The 18,335-nt window shown below is 58.5% G+C and carries 7 protein-coding genes and 1 rRNA gene; 2 read left to right on the top strand and 6 right to left on the bottom strand.

The window, feature by feature from the left end; translation table 11 throughout:
• Positions 1 to 7 precede the first annotated feature (7 nt).
• The 6 genes from CGX12_RS05775 to CGX12_RS05750 all read right to left on the bottom strand — a co-directional run bounded on the left by CGX12_RS05775 (position 8) and on the right by CGX12_RS05750 (position 16,313).
• Complete coding sequence (locus CGX12_RS05775) at positions 8 to 5,407, bottom strand: FtsK/SpoIIIE domain-containing protein (RefSeq protein ID WP_094038941.1); 5,400 nt, start codon at positions 5,405 to 5,407, stop codon at positions 8 to 10.
• Positions 5,401 to 6,954, bottom strand: a complete 1,554-nt coding sequence (locus CGX12_RS05770; protein ID WP_094038940.1) for a hypothetical protein — start codon at positions 6,952 to 6,954, stop codon at positions 5,401 to 5,403. The genes CGX12_RS05775 and CGX12_RS05770 overlap by 7 nt, the downstream gene beginning before the upstream one ends.
• Positions 6,951 to 8,855, bottom strand: a complete 1,905-nt coding sequence (locus tag CGX12_RS05765; RefSeq protein WP_217898131.1) for an AAA family ATPase — start codon at positions 8,853 to 8,855, stop codon at positions 6,951 to 6,953. The genes CGX12_RS05770 and CGX12_RS05765 overlap by 4 nt, the downstream gene beginning before the upstream one ends.
• 901 nt (positions 8,856 to 9,756) lie before the next feature.
• Positions 9,757 to 11,946, bottom strand: a complete 2,190-nt coding sequence (katG, locus tag CGX12_RS05760) for a catalase/peroxidase HPI (RefSeq protein ID WP_094038938.1) — start codon at positions 11,944 to 11,946, stop codon at positions 9,757 to 9,759.
• A gap of 184 nt (positions 11,947 to 12,130) precedes the next feature.
• The gene (locus CGX12_RS05755) at positions 12,131 to 15,172 is read right to left on the bottom strand and encodes an EAL domain-containing protein (protein WP_176442009.1); all 3,042 of its coding nucleotides are present in this window, start codon (positions 15,170 to 15,172) and stop codon (positions 12,131 to 12,133) included.
• A gap of 37 nt (positions 15,173 to 15,209) precedes the next feature.
• A complete protein-coding gene (locus CGX12_RS05750) occupies positions 15,210 to 16,313 on the bottom strand; it encodes a substrate-binding domain-containing protein (RefSeq protein WP_094038936.1) in 1,104 nt (367 codons plus the stop codon).
• Positions 16,314 to 16,615: 302 nt separating this feature from the next.
• Here CGX12_RS05750 and paeA point away from each other — a divergent pair, with 302 nt between their 5' ends.
• Together paeA and CGX12_RS05740 are read left to right on the top strand one after the other, a co-directional pair.
• Positions 16,616 to 17,932, top strand: coding sequence for a polyamine export protein PaeA (paeA, locus tag CGX12_RS05745; protein ID WP_094038935.1), 1,317 nt, complete (start codon positions 16,616 to 16,618; stop codon positions 17,930 to 17,932).
• A 340-nt stretch (positions 17,933 to 18,272) separates the two neighbouring features.
• Positions 18,273 to 18,335, top strand: a 16S ribosomal RNA gene (locus tag CGX12_RS05740); the annotation flags it as partial.

Below are 18,335 nucleotides of genomic sequence, written 5' to 3'. Positions count from 1 at the left end.
ATATCTGTTATTGGTTGTCAGAGCGAATGGCGGCTACTACGGCCTCGATGTCTTGGTCGGGCAGGAACGGAGCTTGGGCGAACATTAGGCCAAGCTCTCCGTTGAGCTTGGCAGCCAAGTGGCCTCGACCCAACAGTAACTCGGCTCCTGGTCTGTCGAGTGCAATCTTGGAGGTGGCTTCGCTCGATACCTTCAAGATCAAGCGATTGCCCAAGTTCTCACGAAGTTGCATTGGCATTACATCCTTGTCAGGGCGCTGCGCGGCGAAGATCAAATGAATGCCAGCTGCTCGGGCTTTCACGCCCAGGCGCTGGACTGCTGCCCCAACTGCTGCTTTGTAGGCGTCATCGAGCATCCAGTCAGCAAACTCATCGTGAACCAGGAATACCATCGGCAACCGCTCTTCGGCCGAAACCTTCGAGTTGTAGGTCGGCAAGTCGCGAGCTCTAGTCTTGGCAAAGGCGCGGTAGCGATCCTCCATCTCCTGTACTAGAGCCTCGAGAACTTCGGCGGCTTTTTCTTTGGTGGTGACGATCTCATCGCGCATATGTGGTAAGTCGGCCAGTGGCGCGTAGTCCACGCCCATCTTTGGATCGATCAAGATGATCTGGGCGAGCTCTTTGGGATTAGTCGCGGCAATATCCAATAGCAGTGCCTGAATGAGTACTGACTTGCCACTGCCCGTCGCTCCTGCCACCAACGAGTGTGGTTCATGCGAAGAAAGCCCGCCGAACTCTGATCCCAAGTTCAGATACAGTAGCGAGCCGTTAATTTCCTGGAGCCCCAGAAGAAACGAGGTGTTGATGCCCGCAACGTTTCTATTGAGCTCACGACGCGACCAAAGCTCCCAAAGCGACACAGCCTGCCTCTTTTCGCCAGCGACTGTCACGACAATTTCACCAGGCTTGGGCTGGACAGTGACGAGGCGGATTGCATGAGTGGTTAGGAGCTGCGTACGCTTGTTCTCGATGTCCTCGACACGAAGTCGATCAGAGCCTGCCAGGCGAACCAAGCAGCCATTGGGAGTCAAGCGTGTGCCCAGGATAGCCGCCTGTAGGCCATAGCTGTTGAGCGCGGCTTTGAGCTTCTTGGTGACATCTTGGGCCCACTCCTCACGCTCGGCATCGGCTTGCGCGCTGCCAGCAAACTTCGAAGTGACCAGATCGGATAGCGCAGCCCCCAAGTTGGTGACCGTGGCAGTAATCTCGCTCGAGACAGAAGTGGTAACCGTTGAAGAGGCTTGGGCGTGCTCCTCCGTCAGCGCCGAAGGCGTAGCCATCGGGCTGCTCAGCTCGGCCGCCGCATTGTCACTGTCCGAAGCTTCCTCATCAAAAGAATGGATTTGGCCACTGGTTATCTGGCCCATCGTGGTCAACCACGGCACTCGCGGAGCGGGTTTTCTGAAACAGTGCCCACTCCAAGGCCGTTGGGCTCCAAGGCCTGCTCGGGCTTCGTGAGTGCCGGAACCTTTAGCGTAGGCTTCGGCGAGTTTTCGTAAATCCGGCCTATCGAAAACTTCTTGCCAAGCTTTCACACCTTCAGTGTCATCCAGAAGCTCTTGATCAGATGCCGATGCCGAGCCAGCGTCCGAGGTATGGACATAGATGTGCGAGTAGCCACGTAGAGAGATCTCCACATTGCCCTCTCGCAGCTTGGCGCGAGCACGCTCCATCAAGCCAGTCATGCCGGGTGGGACGTCTGCATCGATAAGCATATCGGCCAAACGGGCCAACCAAACGTCCCGATCAAGACGGCCGGGATCACCAAAAAGCGCCACACGGAACATGCCCAGCGTTGCAAGAAGTTGGTCTTTGGAATCTCGACGAGCTTTGGCCAGCCCGTCGTCCCCAACATATTTCGACTCAATGATAGAAATGACGACGCGGACAGTTTCCTCGTGTTCCTCGACGTTGAGCGCCAAAATATCTGCTATGCGGCTCTCCGGCTGTGACAACCAGCTTGCGTAATCGTCAAGCAGGAAATAGGCGGTCAAGTTCTGCCCTCCAGCTGCGGCTGTTTTGAACTCCTCCGCAAGTAAGTAACGGCTAAGCACCAGACCGATCATCTCTCCAGCGGAAACACCTCGCTTGGCAGCGCGAAGTACAATATCGCCGGAGATTGAAAGCGCGTCACGCTTTGCCTTGTCGGCAGCGGCTTGGATCTCATCGGGTCCGAGCTGGAGGTTCAACTCTTGCAGACGCCTGCGGACGAGCACGCCCAACAGTCGCAGTTCCGAGGTCGAACTCACAATCATATTACGGCCGTTGGTCGAGCCTCGTCGGTAGCGCACCACCGTGATGTTGTTGTGCTGGAGCTGACGCTTGTCGAGAAGCTCATCGTAGGTAGCTACCCATTCAGCCAGCTCGTGTGCGTCCTTTATCATTGCAGCCAGCTCTGGGCTTTGCAGAGAAATACGACGCGCTGGCAGGAACCGCTCCCCAGGCAAAGCGTCCGTCTGGCGGCAAACCGCTGCAACAGCCGACAGATATGCCCAGCCTGATGCCGTTTGCCATGGGCAGGCCAGGAATGTGGTTGACTTCAGTTCGTTCTCGCCCGACACGCTCCGGTACGACCAGCGCGAAGGGGCATGTTCCAAGTTGGGCCGATCGTTGGTCCACGTTACAGGGATCCACTCGGTCTGGGCTGCTCGCGCGACTACGTCATGCAGGAAGGCGACGTCGAAGGCCTTGAAGCCTTGTGCACTCTCACCTGGGGTAGCCGAGAGAGGCGTCACTGAAATACGCAGCTTCGACATGAAGTTGTCGCTGGTCTCGCTGACAACTGGCAAGTCGGGATCGTCTCCGGCTTTGTTAGCCAACTCACCATAAATGCGTCGCAGCTTATTTGGATCTGAGTGACGCACTGAAACGCTGCATTGAAGCTTGCCATCCTCTTGGATTGAGGAGAGTTCTCGGATCGTGGCGAGCGGTAGCTCAGCTGCATCGGCGTTGTAGAGCACAACGCTAAGGTTGTTTCCCTCATGGGGCTGTAGCCCGACATAGCGCTCCAAAAGCTCACGCGCCTGTTTGGCCGCAGCCGTCGGATCGACATCGGTCATGGCCTGCTCAGCACCACGCGTGGGCGACTCCAATAAGCTGTAGCCGTTGACCGTGCTGCTCTCCGATACCAGAGTCAAAGCACCGCCCCGATTGAGGACTGCTATCTCCGGATAGAACGGATGGGCGATCTCGTCAGAGAGCTCCCGCATGAAGATCTCGCGATCGCCGTAGAGAATGCTGTCGCTCGACAGCAAGTGGCTGGCGAAACCGGCGACGCGTCGCGTCTTCACCGCAAGGGCTTTCATGCGTTCTGGATGCCAAGGCGGGATTATCATTGCTAGGTTGTCCCCAGTAACGCGCGCCGTGCCCACCGATAGTACTTCGGAGACTAGCCGTGAACGACATACGTCACCACGAGCATGCGCCATCAGGGTGTTCAGCAGCGTGGCAAAAGACTCCGCCTGACGCATAACGGCATCGCCATGTAGCCCCGTCGCGATAAAGTCTTTCATCGCACCGATGTAATCCTGTTCGAACTCATCCCATGAGGTCTTTACTTCGTTTTGCTGATGCAGAGTCAGTCGGCCTTCCTCGGCCAGCTCTTTGATCCGACTCTTGATCTCATGGCGCAAGCTCCGAAGCCTGTTGGCCGCCGGAACCAATGAGCCAGCATCTGTCGCATACGTCGCTTCCAACGTCCCGGTATCGAGCAGCGAGACGTTTTGTACCCCACCCTTCTTGCTGACGAGGCGGCGGGGGACCTCTGTACAACCGACTGCGCCTTTCTCCAAGAGACGCCGCATATCGGCGACCATCGACAGTCCGATCGATGTAGGCTTATAGCTCCAAAGGAGCTGAGTCTTCGCCAGTACGGTCTCTTTGTCCTTAGCAACCTGAATCAAAGCTACATCGAACTTGATCTGTAAGGCCTTGCGAGATAGCGATGAGTTTGGGCGGACCTTACTCTTCTTATCGTTGCGGAGTTCTTTCTCCTTAGCGAAGAAGGCTTCATAGTCGAAAAGGGGGTCGGGCAAATTCGCATTTCCCAGCCGCTCGACCTTCCACTGTACTTTGGAGCCCATGAGCTCCTTTAAGCCGCGATACATCGCCGAGAAGTAGCTGCCAGCGTCGTAGTTGAATCGCTCACGCCATTCCTTGCGGCCCTTGGTCACTGTGAAGCGCAGGATTCGCTCTCCTTGCGGATCCCGTAGGCCGGCATGCAGGCTATTAACTACTCGAGCGAAGCCCTCGAAGAAGTCATTGCAGTCAATGGGTTTGCCATAGAGGGCCTTTTCCCAGCGCGAGCAGAGTTTGGTGTCTTGCTCCAAGAGCCTTCTCTGCTTAACGAAAAACGCTTCGTCTTCCTCAGTGAAGTCGGATCGCCGTTCACGGCCCTTCAGGTCTTCCAGAAGCTTGCGGTCCTCAGCATCAAGCGAGCTCTCTTGGTCGCACTCATGGTCGAAGAAATGGATCGTCGACGTGGCTAAGCCCAGTTGCTTTTCCTTTGGTTTGTCGAAGGCTAGGTATACCCCATCGCTCTCCCACTCGAACTGGGCGAGGGCATCGGCAGCCTCTTGATCTCCTGCCGGTGCGGCGGCGAAGGCATCAAGCGCTTGGCGGGCCGCGTCCGAAATTTCTGCAGCATTGGCTTCGATACGCTCGGAGATCTCTTCCGAGTCGAGAGGCTGACCATTCTGTCGAAGCTTTTTAAGCAACGGCGCGCGCTGAGCAAAGAGCTTGGTGAAAGCGGTGAGCCATGGTTTGCGCAATGCCACGAAAGTCTTGGCATTTGAGAAATAGGAACTGTCCCTAGGGAGTCCCGCGCAGGGCAAAGCAAAGCCAACAGCATCACGGATAGGCAGTCCGTGCGTGGTGGTGGCCTCGACGATGGCGGCACAAAACTCGCCAAGCTGCACTAGCGAAAGCTCTGAGGAGGCGAGCAACCCGCCAAGAGCCGCTTGAAACACCGCTCGGTCGTCGGGCACAGGTGCAATGCTGCCTGCGCGGAGAGTGGCTTCAACCCACGACTCAGGATCGGCACGCATCTCTTTGGCGCCAATAGCCATGACGTGGCCCAACGTATCGGCGAGGTTGTGCTCGTTGCCATTGGCCGTAAGGATCGCAGCCTTGGTCGTCTTGGCGTTGTTGCGAACGTAGCCGGCGTTATGCGGAATCAGGATTTCTGGCGGTAGGCCTTGCCCTTCCACCAAGGCCTCCGGGATCATGAGATCCACTTGGGTGCGCAGATCCGGATTAGCGAGGATAGCCCGCGCCACCGCCGCGATTTGGTTGGCCGAAAGCTTGTCTAGCCTGAATAGAGCCGCCATATCACCAAGTTGGCCTGGATTAGATATGCGTTGGGCGAGGATGTCTGCGCCGACGCGCCCAATAATGCGATCGGTCAGCATGCGGCATCTCCCTGAAACGCAAACGGGTTTTCTACAAACGAGCAAGAATCGGAGAGCCTGCGAACTAGGCCTAAGCCGACAAGTCGGGCTTCTAGGTTGTCTCGGTTATCACTGAGTTCTTCTTGGTCGACTAACTTTGCATCAATCAATCGAGTGCCCTCGGCGTCTCCAATTACTAGGCCATATCTGCGCATGGCTTCGCCGAGGAACTCGTCGAACTGCATCCGATCATCTACGATGGAAACCACGATCGACTTGAGCAGCCGATCGTTCGGCGCGTATCGGGTGCGCCTCGAAAGCCTGCGGGAGCTGAGCCCTATCGCGCGCGACCAAGAAGCATGAATTTTGCCTACATGCTGCCGATGGCGAGCCAAGGCGTCGTCGGTTAACTTGGTGACCAGCTCATCCGGACTCTTGCCTGTGCAGTCTTCATCGTCGCCGCCATCAGCCGGAGGCCATTGGAAATGATCGCGCATGAGCTTCACGCGCTCGGCCTCAGGGAACTCAGCGGATTCAGCCGCAACCCATCCAGGGGCCAACCTAATCGACTCGACATGGGCTCGCACAGCCTTTGCTGGCAGCCCTTGATTGAATTGATAGCTATCGCCAGAGAGTGCTCGTACCTTCGAGCGCTCCTTGGAGACGATTTCACAGACGATCTCTACCGGATCGTCATCGCCAGCGACCCGCTTGGCCCGCTCCAGGAAGTAGAGCAGCATGTTTAGGCCCGTGATCGCGATCAGGTGCTCCAAGGCATCGTAGATCGGCATGTCCTTGGCTAGGATTGACAGCCAGTCCTCGCAGATTTGGTCGAAACGGGCATTGGCTGTTTCTGGAAGATAACCTGATTGCCGAGGTTCTTCGGCATGCTGCGGTGCACCTTGCAGAGCCCTGGCTAGGCGATTCATCGGTGCCTCATGATCGAATAGGCGCTTGACCAAGGTATCGCCTAGCTCTGCTCCTCGCTTGGCTCGCGTGAGCATGAGATAGAGCAGCTCGCCCGTACGAGCGAAGAAACGGCGATCATTGCTCATTCCCCCACTTGCATTGATTTGCAGGTCTTCATAGAGGGCATCGGGGCCGAAGGGGAAGGCGAACTTCGAACTCCAACGCTTGTTGCTACGAGACTCGAACGACGAAGAGCGCAGCAGCTCGATGGCCTTAGCGAAGTCATCGAAGCTGGTGAATGAACGACGAAGGTAGGTCATGTCGTCATCACCATTGCCCGTCGCCCCCAGGCGAAAACGCTCTAGCCACAGCTTCCACTTTTCCTCGTCTGACGCAGCACTTTCCGCAATCGATTCGACATAGGGGTTGTTGAACAGTAGCCCGCGCAACCGGATTTGGCGCTGCGGCTTGAACATGACTGAACCGCCCTGCTCTTGGTGTGGCCTGAGCGGTCGATCCAAATTCGATCCAAGTACGCCCAGGAACTCAAGAACGGTCAAGTGAGGTAGCTGCTCATCATAAAGACGATGCCCCCAAATGTTCTCGTCGACGCAAAAGTCGATGCTCTTGATCTCGGGACGATGGATGATTGTGCTCATTCCGGGGCCCTCACTGTCACAGCGCGTGAAAAGCCGCAACCGCCTACCTCAATCTCGATAAAGTTAAGCGTCAGCGCAGACGACTCGTCGACGACCTCATCATCATCGTCAACCATACCTGCCTTCCTGACGATCTCTGCCTTGCGCAAGAGCTTCGCCTTGAAGGCCAGCAGGTCTTCTAAGCATTCATTGGAGAAGCTCGCTGGCAAAGCACCTTCTGCCACACGCGAGAGAAACTCATGGCGGATAGGGGTCAAGTCGAAGGCAACTGAATTGCCTGGGCCCACCGCGAGCGAAACGTCGAGTCGAGGGCGACCCGTTTCCTCAGCAAGCCTGATTGCCATGCCAACGCCACCTTGCCTACGAGAAGGAGTCTCGTGGTCACAAAGTACGCTCACTCGGCTTTGAGTGAAACCACCTGAGCTGGCAACGAAGATGCGATCCACGTTTTCAAGAAGAAGGCCAGTCAATACCCGGTTCAGCCCCTTCGCGATGCGCCCGCGAACTGTCTCGTTGACGGACCTCTTCGCTTTGAGTGCTTCAATGATTTCCAAGTAGTCGCCAGTAAAGCGGAAGGCAGTCATCGACCAATGTGGATACCCTGCTTCCCCATCTGGAAGCGTGAAGAAGAGTCGGCGTCGCTGGTCTTCGAGCATCGCAAGGAACTCGGCCGCCCCACCTTCCACACGGGCGCCCTCATACCCCTCCAAATAGGCGTCTTGGGCCGCGCGAAAGGCGGTCGTAGCCCCGTAAATCGGGTCGCTCGCGACTAGACGCGCGAAGTCGTCTTGCAGGCGCGAGTCGTCCTTGCCGTACACCAGCAGACCATCAGCAGCATTGGTGGACTCGTCACCCACGCCAAAGCTAGACATCGCCTTAAAAATGGGGCGGTGAGCAGCCCTTCGCTTGGGCAAGTTGGCTCCAAAGGCATTGACATAAACACTGGCCTTACCAAAGTCGCCACTCGCCTGAATCTTCGCGATATCGGCGCAGGTCATTAGATTTTCCTTTGCCTGCTTCGCATCGGAACAACCGAGGACCATGTTCGAGCACAGCGCGAGCAAGTCACGCATAGGGAGATGCAGGCCATTGAGTCTGGCGACCTCTACCAAATCACCCAAGCGGCGAGCGAGCTGGCCACCATCCGACTCGCCCAAGAGCCTACGTCGGTTCTCATCAATGGGGCAGATTTTTCCGTCTGCCTGTAGTGCGCAGCGCTTGCAGTTATCCCACTCGGGATGTCCCGCGACAACTCTGGCCACTTCTTCTAGCGTCTTTCGGCTCGTCGATCGACTGAGATCGAAAACCGTCAGGCGCTCAGGAGCCGGACCGGCCTGTAAGAAGCGCTCTTGCAGTGGTTTTCGAAGTGGGTGCTTACGCTCCTGACGCCTACCCAAATCGCGAAGACGATCAAGAATCTGCCCATGGTTTGCCGCAAGGATCACGACCTCGGAGTCATCGCCTTCTAAAACGGATTTTTCGAGCCGCTGCAATGGCTGATCACTCTCTTCGCCATTGAACTCGGAGAGATCCTTGATGAAGACCGCCAACCGGCCATCGGTCAGACGTAGCTCCTTCACGTTGCCCTTGGTTGTCCAATCCTTGGGATCCCCACCAATGCGCTCCCACAGGGCGCGACAGTGGTACGTCTTTCCATCGCCAGCAGTTCCGGCGATCAAGATAGAGCCCGGCGTCTTGGATTCGATGTGTTCTACCATCTCCTCAAGTAGAGGTGCGGACAGGCGAATCGGCTTGACTTTTGCCCGTCCCAGCGCGCTCGATACATACTCGTCGAACATCGTCAGGTTATTCGATGTTGGACCATAGCTACGCAAAAAACGAACCCAAGCGCTAGCTGGCGGAATCTCACCCCTTTCATCTTTCTGCGGTGTGGTGATCATATTGCTCCCTAATAAAAATCATCTACTACGCTAGTGTTAGGGCTTTTTCTTGTCAGTGTGTCGTAGCAAAGCCATCCCGAATACTCTAGGCGATCAACATCGCGCTTTTATTTGTAGGTTTCTTCGTCGAGCGATGAAAACAGATGGGACAACTGCTCGAACATGGCCGTTTGCCGATGATACTGTCATAGCGGGCCGTGAGGAAGGGGCCTCGCAAGTTGGAGTGGTACATCTTCCATTCCTCCATTAGGCAGATAGGGCCGCTGACACTGTGGAAGCGAGCCAATACAGAGGCACTGTCCACGCCGATATGAGCCTTCATTCCGAAGTAACATTGATCTCAGTTTAGGGGGCGCTATCCTTTCGCCCGGTTTTTGGGGCTGGGCGACGCGGTAGGCATGGTGAATTCCAATGGAAGTTAATATGATGGACGATCTATGCTGGTCTGTGAATAAATTAGAGTTTTTTAAGCATTATACCGTTACAGCTCAGTTGAGCTGCCAATTCGTGAACTCCTCGATTTCTTCATCCAGGTTATCGGCAACCATAGAACCGACCAATCCCCGACTACGCTTCCCAACAGCACTAGGGCAATCGCGTATAGCCAAACAGTTCACCCCTCGGCGGCACAGTCCCTATCAAGATAGCGGGGAGGCTGGCAGAGGGGCCGGGTCGCGGCATCAACGGTCTGGTTCGTGACTAGGAAAGGATGAAACTTTATTTTCAGCTGTACCGGTCGATAGGCAGGGTGCTGTCTTTCCCAGGATGATACTTTACCCTTGAAAGTGAACAAAAAGCCGCCAATTATGGCGGCTTTTATCGCTAGTCATGATGACACTTTATTTTCATCCCACAAAAACATGCCGGGGTAAGCCCGGCATGTTGCTGTCGGCAGGGGCTCTTACTTCAGATCGAAACGATCCGCGTTCATCACCTTGGTCCAGGCGCTGACAAAGTCCTTGACGAATTTCTCCTTGGCATCGTCCTGGGCATAGACCTCGGCGTAGGAACGCAGCACCGAGTTGGAGCCGAACACCAGATCGACCCGGGTGGCGGTCCATTTCACCTTGCCGGACTTGCGTTCGACAATTTCGTACAGGTTGTTGCCGGCCGGCTTCCAGCTGTAGGCCATGTCGGTCAGGTTGACGAAGAAGTCGTTGCTCAGCACGCCGACGCGATCGGTGAAGACGCCCTCCTTGCCGCCGCCGTGGTTGGTGCCCAGCACCCGCATACCGCCCACCAGCACCGTCATTTCCGCCGCCGTCAGCCCCATCAGCTGGGTGCGGTCCAGCATCAGCTCTTCGGGGGTGACCACATAGTCCTTTTTCAGCCAGTTGCGGTAGCCGTCATGCAGGGGCTCGAGCACGGCGAAGGATTCCTGGTCGGTCATCTCCTCGCTGGCGTCGCCACGTCCCGGGGCGAAGGGCACGGTAATAGCCACGCCGGCGTCCCGCGCCGCCTTTTCCACCGCGGCAGAGCCGCCCAGCACGATCAGGTCGGCCAGGCTCACCTTTTTGCTCAGCCCGGACCGGATGTTTTCCAGCGCGGCCAGCACCTTTTGCAGCCTGGCCGGCTCGTTGCCCTCCCAGTCCTTCAGCGGTGCCAGGCGGATGCGGGCACCGTTGGCGCCGCCCCGATAGTCGGAGCCGCGGAAGGTGCGGGCGCTGTCCCAGGCGGTGGCGACCAGCTCTGAGATGCCGAGGCCGCTGGCCAGGATCTTCGCCTTGAGATCGGCGATGTCGGCGTCACTCAGGGTATAGTCCACGGTGGGGACGGGATCCTGCCAGATCAGGTCCTCTTGCGGCACATCCGGGCCCAGGTAACGGCTCTTGGGCCCCATGTCCCGGTGGGTGAGCTTGAACCAGGCGCGGGCGAACACCTCGGACAAATAGGCGGGATCCTGATGGAAGCGCTCGGCAATCTTGCGGTATTCCGGGTCCATCTTCATCGCCATGTCGGCGTCGGTCATGATGGGCTTGCGGCGGATGGACGGATCCTCCACGTCCACTGGCATGTCCTCTTCCTTGATGTCGACCGGCTCCCATTGCCAGGCCCCGGCCGGGCTCTTTTTCAGCTCCCACTCGTGCTCGAGCAGCATCTTGAAGTAACCGTTGTCCCACCGGGTCGGGTGGGTGGTCCAAGCGCCTTCCAGGCCGCTGGTCACGGCGTCGCGGCCGACGCCCCGGGTCTGGTGGTTCATCCAGCCCAGGCCCTGTTCTTCCAGGCCGGCCGCTTCGGGCTCGGGCCCCAGGTTGGCGGCATCGCCGTTGCCGTGAGCCTTGCCCACGGTGTGGCCGCCGGCGGTCAGGGCCACGGTTTCTTCATCGTTCATCGCCATGCGGGCGAAGGTTTCGCGTACGTCCTTTGCTGTGCGCAAGGGATCCGGATTGCCGTCAACCCCTTGCGGGTTGACGTAGATCAGCCCCATCATCACCGCCGCCAGCGGGTTTTCCAGGTCGCGCTCACCGGAGTAGCGGCTGTTGGGACCGCCGCTGGGCTGAAGCCATTCCTTCTCGGAGCCCCAGTAAATGTCTTTTTCCGGGTGCCAGATATCGGCACGGCCGCCGCCGAAGCCGAAGGTTTTCAGGCCCATGGACTCATAGGCCATGTTGCCGGCCAGGATGATCAGGTCGGCCCAGGAGAGCCGGTTGCCGTATTTCTTTTTGATCGGCCACAGCAGGCGGCGGGCCTTGTCGAGGTTGCCGTTGTCCGGCCAGCTGTTCAGCGGGGCGAAGCGCTGGTTGCCGGTGCCGGCGCCACCCCGGCCATCGGCAATACGGTAAGATCCGGCGGCGTGCCAGGCCATGCGGATCATCAGGCCGCCATAGTGGCCCCAGTCGGCCGGCCACCAGTCCTGGCTGTCGGTCATCAGGGCGCGCAGGTCCTGCTTGACCGCATCCAGGTCCAGCTTCTTGAATTCTTCCGCATAATCGAAGTCTTCTCCCAGCGGGTTGGTCTTGGTGTCATGCTGGTGAAGAATGTCCAGGTTCAGTGCCTTGGGCCACCAATCCATATTGGAAGCCCCGGCTGCGGTATGGGCACCGTGCATGACGGGGCACTTCCCGGAAGCACTGTTGCTGTGCTGACTCATGTTCAATCTCCCTTTCGCGTTGTGCTTGGCTTACTGTCAAAGGCATTCCCGTGGCCTGAGGTGAAGCACCGTGAATCGGCCGTGCTCATAAGAGAATAGACCATCCGGTAACTTCATCACTCGCTAAATTAGCCAGCTTTTAAAGCCCCGATTTTGCACCGGGCTTGACCTCGGGTGACGGACTTCAGCTCCCTAAGGCGGGATGGTGAAAGTCCTGGCGCAACAGCTGTTCTATCTCCGCGACAGGCATGGGCCTGGCCAGCAGATAGCCCTGGCCCTCGTCGCAGGCCTGCCGGCTCAGTTGCTGCAGCTGGTATTCGTCCTCTATGCCCTCGGCGATGACGGCAATCTTCATGCTGTGGGCCAGGGTGATGATGGAGCCGACGATGGCCCTGTCTTCCGCCTGCCGGGCCAGATCCTTGATAAAGGACTTGTCTATCTTCAGGCGGTGGATGGGAAAGCGCTTGAGGTAGGCGAGGGACGAATAGCCGGTACCAAAGTCGTCTATCGCCAGCTTGACGCCCAGGCGGTTCAGGGAGGTTATGGTGGCCACCGCCATTTCCATCTCTTCCATCAGCATGCTTTCGGTGATCTCCAGTTCTATCGACCGGGGATCCAGTTTCAGCTCGCCGAGCAGCCGGGCGATGTCCTGTGCCAGCCCGGGCTGGCGGAACTGGCGGGCCGAGAGGTTGATGGCCATGCGCAGCGGGCCCAGGCCGTCCGCAAGCCAGCGCTGCAGCTGGCGACAGGCGGTAGTCAGTATCCACTGACCCAGGGGCAGTATCATGCCGGTCTGCTCCGCCAGGGGGATGAAGTCGCCGGGGTAGATGAGGCCGGCGCCCGGCTTGTTCCAGCGCACCAGGGCCTCTACCCCGATAAGCTTGCCGTCGCTCAGGCGGAACTGGGGCTGGTAATGCAGCTCCATCTGGTTTTTCTCCAGCGCCTGGTGCAGCTCGCCGCTGATCTTCATCAGGTTCACGGCGCGGATATTCATGCCGCTTTCGAACAGCTGAACCTGGTTGCGCCCCTTTTCCTTGGCCTGGTAGAGGGCGGTATCGGCGTGCTGCATCAGGGTTTCCATGCTGGTACCGTGCTGGGGGTAAAAGGCCACTCCTATGCTGATGCTGATATAGAGGCTTTGCCCGCGGATCAGCACCGGCTTGGCGAAGGCGTCGACGATGCGCTGGGCGGTGGCCCTGGCCTGCTGCAGCGACAGGGTATTGGTGATCAGCAGGATGAACTCGTCCCCGCCGAACCGGCACAGGATGTCCTCCTTGCGGCTGTGGCGCTGCAGCCGCCTGGCGGCCATTTGCAGGAACTCGTCACCAACCTGGTGCCCCAGGCTGTCGTTGATTTGCTTGAAGCGATCCAGATCGATGAACATCATGGCCAGGCTGGCGCCGTGGCGTTCGGCCCGGGAGTGGGCCTGCCTGAACAGCTCGGCGAACAGGCTGCGGTTGGCCAGCCCGGTCAGGGGATCGTAGTGGGCCATCTTCTGCAACTGATACTGGGTCTCCTTGAGCGTGGAGATGTCGGAGAACACCGCCACATAGTGCGGTTTGTCCGCCCCCGTGTTCAGCCTGGTGACCGACAGCCAGAGCGGATAGGAAGCTCCGTTCCTGCGCAGGCCCGAGGCCTCGCCGCGCCAGTAGCCGACCGATCTCAGGGTTTGCCATATGGCCATCAGCTGCTGGTTGCTGCCTTGCAGCTGGAGGGCGGCGGCGGGCTTGCTGCCGAGCATCTCGGCTATCTGGTGACCGCTGATGGTGGTAAAGGCATGGTTGGCGTAAACCAGCCGCAGGCGGTGGTCGAAGATCAGCACCGCCTCCATGATGTTCTTCAGCACCAGATCGTTCAGTTGCAGGGAGGCCTCGGCCTGTTTCAGCGGGGTGATGTCCTGGCCCTGGGCCAGCACCGCGACCAGGCTTTCCTGCTCGTAAACCGGGGCCAGGGTCCAGATCTGATGGCGTTGCTCCTTGCCGCCCTGGGTCAGGCTGGCTTCCACTCCGCCCAGGCTGTGGCCCTGCCTGACCCTGCTGATGGCGTTCTCCAGGGGGGCCAGTTGCCAGGGGCTGAAATGCTCCGCCAGCGGGGTTCCTGCCAGGTTGGCGGCCGGCTGCTTGAACAGGCGGGTGGCGGCCGGGTTGATGGCCTGGATACGGTTGTGGCTGTCCAGCATGATGGTAAGGGAATTGCCCGAGTTGAACAGGTTGGCCAGCTCCCGCTCCCGGCGGTGCAATGCCGCGACCATTTTCTCCAGGCTCTGGCCAAGAAAGTTGAATTCTTCGATGCGTCCGGTCCGGAACCGGGCCGGCAGGCCCTGGCCGACACGTTCGGCAAAGTCGGTCAGCCGGCCCAGGGGCGTGGCGATCAGCCGCAGGGTGTAGAGGGCGAGCAGCACGGCGGCGGCCAGGACCAGTATCAGGGCGAGCAGCCCGTGGTACCAGTAGGAAAGGCGCAGTTGCCGGTTGGCCTGGTTGTCGGTCATCATCAGGGCCTGCAGGGTGCCGGCCTGCTCGTTCAGCCGCAGCGGCCGGGTATCGAAGTGGTAGCCCTGCAACTGGCCGGGGAGGCGCTGCCTGGACAGCATGCTGTGCAGCACCTCCGGCGCCGGTGACGGGCCGGCAGGGGCGGGGCCGAGCAAACGGTCTTGGTGGAGCAGCCGGAAACTGAACTGTTCCAGTCCCTGGCCGAGCTGGTTGAGCAGGCTCAGGTTGTCGTCCAGCACCATACCACCCAGCAGGTGGCCTTCGACCCGGCCGGTGTCGTCATCGATGAGGGGATAGGAGTGCAGCAACAGGCTGAGGGAGGGTTCCAGTTGAAGCAGGCTCCACTCTCTATCCTGGCCGGCGGCCATCAGCAGTTGGAGCCGGTGGCGAGCCAGATCGTAATAGGGGGAATTCAGGTCGAGCCAGGGCTGCCCTTGATGTACCAGCATCAGGATATCCAGGTGCTCACCATCAGGTTTTTCCAACACGGCCTGCAGCACGGCCTCGGCGCCGGCCTGATCGGACCCTTCCAGCATATCGGCCAGCCCGGCGTGTTCGGCGGTGGCCGACAGCAGGGTGTAGATCCTGTTGAGGTAGGCGTCCAGGTTGGTTTGCAGCCGGCTCTCGGCCTGCCGAAACTGGCCATGCAGACTCTGCTCCATGATCCGGGATGAACTGTAATAAGTGAGGGCCAGCAATGCCAGGGCCAGCAGCGCGAAGGCGGGCAACAGTGCCATCAGGATCAGGCGCAGCAGGCGGCGCCCCGGCGGAGGATCAGCGGGAGTAGCGGAATGCATAGGCTTTCAATCGCTCCAGTTCGGCCAGGGGAGTGTCTTGGGTCACGACCGCGAAATCGCCGGAGTATACGCCGGGAATGGCGTCGGTCTTGCCTTCCCGGTCGAGGCGGATCGCTTCCGCGATGGCGACGCCGCTGTCATCGTTCATGCGCATCACGGTCAGATCGAGCCGCCCCTGGCGCAGGGCGTCCAGCTCGTCCTGGCCGCCTCCCCAGCCGTTGACGATGACGTCGGCCTTCCTGCCCGCCAGCTCCAGGGCCTGGATGCTGGCCAGGGCGATATCGGTGGTACTGGCGTAGATGAGATTGAGTTCGGGTATGTCGGACAGGGCCTGCAGGACTGCCGCCCGGGTCTTTTCCGGCTCCAGGTCGGTATAGACCTGCTGGCGCAGGTGGAAGTCGGGGTTGCCCGACATCAGCCGGATGAACTCGTCGCCCCGGGCCAGGCTGACATGCCCCCGGGTGCCGTACAACATCAGGTAGTGCACCGGCGCCCCGGCCAGCGCTGGCAGGCTGGCCGCCAGTTGACGGGTTCCCAAGGCGTGATCGAAGCCGACATAGAGCAGCGGCTGGCGCTGTTGCCAGGCTTTCAGGGGAGTGGTGATGTTCTGCAGGATCAGCTTGGGCCGGTCGCGGACCAGCAGTTTTTCGATCAACACCCGGTGGCGCCGGCTGTCCAGGGTGAGAACAAGGTAGTCGGGATCCTGGGCCAGTATGTCGGCCAGCAGGCGCTCCTGCTCTCGGATCGGACTGTGCTGGGCGACAAAATGGGAGTCCAGCCGATAGGGGATGGCAATTTCATCCAGGCGGGCCGCCAGGCTCCGGTGGTTGCGCCGCCAGTAGTCCGAGAGCTGGCCGCCGGGGGAGAGCATGGCGATGCGTACCGGTCTGTTGTCGATGCCCTGCCAGGGCTCGGCGGGGGCTCGTATCCGCTGGGAAAATGCCTCGCTTCTGGCTTGTTGTTCCGGAAAACGGGCCAGATAGTCCTGCAGCGACCAATGCTCCGCCTCTCCGGCAAGGGCCGGCCAGGAGAACAGAAGTGCGAGCGTCAGCCTGCGGGCCAACCTGATTGATATAGGCATCTATCCGTGTGCTCATTTTTTATTTGTTATGATTGTAGCTCACTTGAGTCTCTCTTTTCCTGGTGGCGGAAGCAGGACTCCTCTTTGCTTGAGAAAGTATGCGGGCGAATGGCGGAGGCTTCCACTCGCGGTTGGAAAACAGCAGGATATGCCATGGGTGTCGGCAGGGAGTAATGGAAAAAACGGTTATTTAGTGGTAGCTTTGGCGAACATTTCTTCGTTTTTAGTGTTTTATATTCTTATTTGCCGGACACCGGATCCCGGCGTTGGCATCCCTCCTCGTATATCGGTAATAAACAAAAATGACAGTCTTTGAGCATATGCTGGTAATAGTGCTGTTGGTGGCGATCAGCTCGTTCTTTTCCGTTTCCGAAATCGCCCTGGCGGCGGCCCGCAAGATGAAACTTCGGCTGATGGCCTCCGACGGCGATGCCAACGCCGAAAAAGTTCTGTTGCTGCAGGAACACCCCGGCAACTTTTTCACCGTGGTGCAGATCGGGCTGAATGCGGTCGCCATCCTGGGCGGTATCCTGGGGGAGGCGGCCTTTACGCCCTTTGCGCAAGGGCTGCTCGGCTTCTTCTTCGATGGCGCCTGGGTGGACAAGGCCGCCTTTGTCCTGTCCTTCTTTATCGTCACCTCGCTGTTTATCCTGTTTGCCGACCTGATGCCCAAGCGGCTGGCGATGATCGCGCCGGAGCGGATAGCGGTGGCGGTGGTGCGCCCCATGGGTTTCTTTATTGTGGTACTCAAACCGCTGGTCTGGTTTTTCAACGGCCTGGCCAACCTGTTTTTCCGCCTGTTCAGGGTGCCGACCATGCGCCAGGACGAGATCACCCCGGAGGACATCATCGCCATGATGGACGCCGGGGCCCAGGCCGGTGTACTGCAGGAGCAGGAGCATCACCTCATCGAGAATGTGTTCGAAATGGAGTCCCGTACCGTGACCTCGGCCATGACCGCCCGGGAGAGCCTGATCTATTTCACCCTTGCCGAAACCCAGGAAAGCATCAAGGCCAAGATAGCCGAGCATCCCCATGCCAAGTTCCTGGTGTGTGAGGACAGCCTGGACCGGGTGATCGGCTACGTGGATTCCCGCGATATCCTGATGCAGGTATTGCACCAGCAGCCGATTTCGCTGCAAAAAGAGGGGATCATCCGCACCCCCCTGATTATTCCCGATACCCTGTCCATGTACGAGGTGCTGGAGCACTTCAAAACCACGGGCGAAGACTTCGCCATCATCATGAATGAATATGCCCTGGTGGTCGGCATCATCACCCTCAAGGACGTGATGAGTATCGTCATGGGTGAGCTGGTGCACTCACCGGAAGAACAGATAGTGGCCCGGGACGACAGCTCCTGGCTGGTGGAAGGGCTGACACCCCTGGCGGATGTGATGCGGGTACTGGATATAGACAGTTTTCCCGATGACGAGAACTATGAAACCATCGCCGGTTTTATGATGTACATGCTGCGCAAGATCCCCAAGCGTACCGACTTCGTGCTGCATGCCGGTTATAAATTCGAGGTGGTCGACATCGACAGCTACAAGATAGACCAGCTGCTGGTGACCAGGATTGGCTCATCCGAGCCCGGTTCCGAGGAGAAAAAGCAGTAAAAAACGCCTTTTTGCTCAAGTTTTGTTCGAGTGGCAGAAAAAGTGATGTTTTTCACAAAAAAGCCCTTGCGCAAAAAACGCGGCTCCCTATAATGCGCCCTCACTGACACGGCGGAACACGCCGGCGGTCACAAGCACTAACAACTTCGGTTGAAACTGCTTGACGAATCAAACGGACGGCGTAGAATACGCAGCCCTGACCCGCTAACGGTCAACGCTCTTTAACAATTTATCAAGCAAACTGTGTGGGCACTCGCAGTGGTTGGGAAACAAAAAATATTGTTTTTCAATGATTGTCGAAGTGCACAAACACTTCAGTAATTCATTGAGCATCAAACTTAAATTGAAGAGTTTGATCATGGCTCAGATTGAACGCTGGCGGCAGGCCTAACACATGCAAGTC

Source organism: Zobellella denitrificans (genome assembly GCF_002237365.1).
In the GTDB taxonomy this organism is placed as follows: domain Bacteria; phylum Pseudomonadota; class Gammaproteobacteria; order Enterobacterales; family Aeromonadaceae; genus Oceanimonas; species Oceanimonas denitrificans.
Note: the sequence above shows the minus strand (reverse complement) of the source record. Positions and strands in the feature narration are given on the sequence as shown.

Excerpts from the sequence above, each read along its gene's own strand:
- CGX12_RS05775 (WP_094038941.1), bottom strand. The coding sequence starts at position 5,407 with ATGCTGACCGATCGCATTATTGGGCGCGTCGGCGCAGACATCCTCGCC.
- CGX12_RS05750 (WP_094038936.1), bottom strand. The coding sequence starts at position 16,313 with ATGCCTATATCAATCAGGTTGGCCCGCAGGCTGACGCTCGCACTTCTG.
- CGX12_RS05755 (WP_176442009.1), bottom strand. The coding sequence starts at position 15,172 with ATGGCACTGTTGCCCGCCTTCGCGCTGCTGGCCCTGGCATTGCTGGCC.
- CGX12_RS05765 (WP_217898131.1), bottom strand. The coding sequence starts at position 8,855 with ATGATCACCACACCGCAGAAAGATGAAAGGGGTGAGATTCCGCCAGCT.
- katG (WP_094038938.1), bottom strand. The coding sequence starts at position 11,946 with ATGAGTCAGCACAGCAACAGTGCTTCCGGGAAGTGCCCCGTCATGCAC.
- paeA (WP_094038935.1), top strand. The coding sequence starts at position 16,616 with ATGACAGTCTTTGAGCATATGCTGGTAATAGTGCTGTTGGTGGCGATC.
- CGX12_RS05770 (WP_094038940.1), bottom strand. The coding sequence starts at position 6,954 with ATGAGCACAATCATCCATCGTCCCGAGATCAAGAGCATCGACTTTTGC.